The sequence below is a fragment of the Aeromonas sp. HMWF015 genome, from assembly GCF_963878965.1.
GTDB lineage: Bacteria > Pseudomonadota > Gammaproteobacteria > Enterobacterales > Aeromonadaceae > Aeromonas > Aeromonas veronii.
In genome coordinates this window covers 1-1,541 of record NZ_CAWNZT010000090.1, presented here as the reverse complement: position 1 = coordinate 1,541, position 1,541 = coordinate 1, and the positions used below count along the sequence as shown (strand labels likewise).

3 protein-coding genes and 1 pseudogene are annotated in these 1,541 nt (G+C 56.2%); all 4 read left to right on the top strand.

The annotated features are described in order from the left end of the window. On the top strand, positions 1 to 912 hold a 912-nt coding region (gene cydB, locus AACS18_RS04080; protein WP_108613773.1), incomplete at its 5' end, for a cytochrome d ubiquinol oxidase subunit II. A gap of 14 nt (positions 913 to 926) precedes the next feature. After that, the gene (cydX, locus tag AACS18_RS04075) at positions 927 to 1,043 is read left to right on the top strand and encodes a cytochrome bd-I oxidase subunit CydX (RefSeq protein WP_005304933.1); all 117 of its coding nucleotides are present in this window, start codon (positions 927 to 929) and stop codon (positions 1,041 to 1,043) included. Next, positions 1,030 to 1,341 (top strand): cyd operon YbgE family protein, encoded by a 312-nt coding sequence (locus AACS18_RS04070; RefSeq protein WP_041202810.1) that lies wholly within the window; start codon positions 1,030 to 1,032, stop codon positions 1,339 to 1,341. Before cydX ends, AACS18_RS04070 begins: the two co-directional genes overlap by 14 nt. 105 nt (positions 1,342 to 1,446) lie before the next feature. Further along, positions 1,447 to 1,541: pseudogene (locus tag AACS18_RS04065) on the top strand (tol-pal system-associated acyl-CoA thioesterase); the annotation flags it as partial.

Below are 1,541 nucleotides of genomic sequence, written 5' to 3'. Positions count from 1 at the left end.
CCGATGGTGTATGCCGCAACCTTCTCCGGCTTCTACATCGCCATGATCCTGACTCTGATGGCGCTGTTCCTGCGTCCGGTCGGTTTCAAGTACCGCTCCCTGCGTGCTGATGCCAAATGGCGCAGCAACTGGGACTGGGCCTTGTTCGCCGGTAGTGCCGTGCCGCCCATCGTCTTTGGCGTAGCCTTTGGCAACCTGCTGCAAGGCGTTCCGTTCGAGTTTAACCAGTTCATGATGTTGACCTATCACGGCAACTTCTTTGGCCTGCTTAACCCGTTCGGCATTCTGGCTGGTCTGGTGAGCCTGTTCATGCTGCTCACCCAGGGCGCAACCTGGTTGATGATGAAGACCGACGGTGAAGTGCTGGCGCGTTCCCGCACGGCTGCCATGATCTGCTCACTGCTTACCTTGGTGCTGTTTGCTGCCGCGGGTTGGTGGGTAAGCGGTATGGAAGGGTATGTCATCGTCAAAGCTGCCGCGACTGACGCGGTATCCAACCCGATGAACAAGGAAGTTGTCCTGCAGGCTGGTGCCTGGATGAACAACTACACCCTTTATCCGTGGATGGTGGCTGCCCCTGTACTGGGCCTGGCCATGAGCCTGCTGACTGCGCTGTTTGCCCGCATGAACATCGGCTGGCTGGCGTTTACCAGCTCCTCGCTGGCGATTGCCGGGGTCATCCTCACTGCCGGTTTCTCCATGTTCCCGTTCGTGATGCCCTCAAGCCTTGAGCCGTCACTGAGCCTGACCATGTGGGATGCTACCGCCTCTTTCAACACCTTGCAGGTGATGACTGTGGCTGCAGCGATCTTCGTACCGATTGTGCTGGGTTACACCATCTGGACTTACATCAAGATGTTTGGCCGGGTAACCAACAAGCACATCGAAGATAACCAACAATCTCTCTATTAAGAGGTGCGCTGACAATGTGGTATTTCACCTGGATCCTGGGACTGTTGCTGGCCTGTGCATTTGGCATCATCAATGCGCTGTGGCTGGAACACACCGAGAACATGGATCGTCAGATCGATGAAAACAAGTGATCGACTCGCCAGGCTGGCCGCTCCACTGGAGCGGCAGCCGTGGCAGGGGTTGATGTTACTCGCGGCGGCCTTGTTGGCCGTCGCTATTTTACAGGCCCCCAATCTGATCGCGGCCAACACCAGCGAGCATGGTCTCTGGCTTGCTCCCTGGCTGATGTGGGCCGTCTGTTGTGGCGTACTTAACGGGCTTGGCTTTCATCTGAAAAGCCTGCCCGGACGTGTGCTGTTCAACCCCTGGCTCGCCTGGCCCAGTTTGTTGTATGGCCTCTGGCTGACACATTCATATTTCCTTTCATAAAAAACGGGGGGAGGCAGGATTTCCCTGTCTCCCCCTGCTTCTTTCCTATTCAGCCCTGCGCTATGATAGCCCCCCATCTGACTGTCGAATGGATCACAGATTGTTATGGGGGAAGTCTTTGAGTTTCCGGTGCGTGTCTACTACGAAGACACCGACGCCGGGGGCATCGTCTACAACGCCAATTATCTCAAGTTTATGGA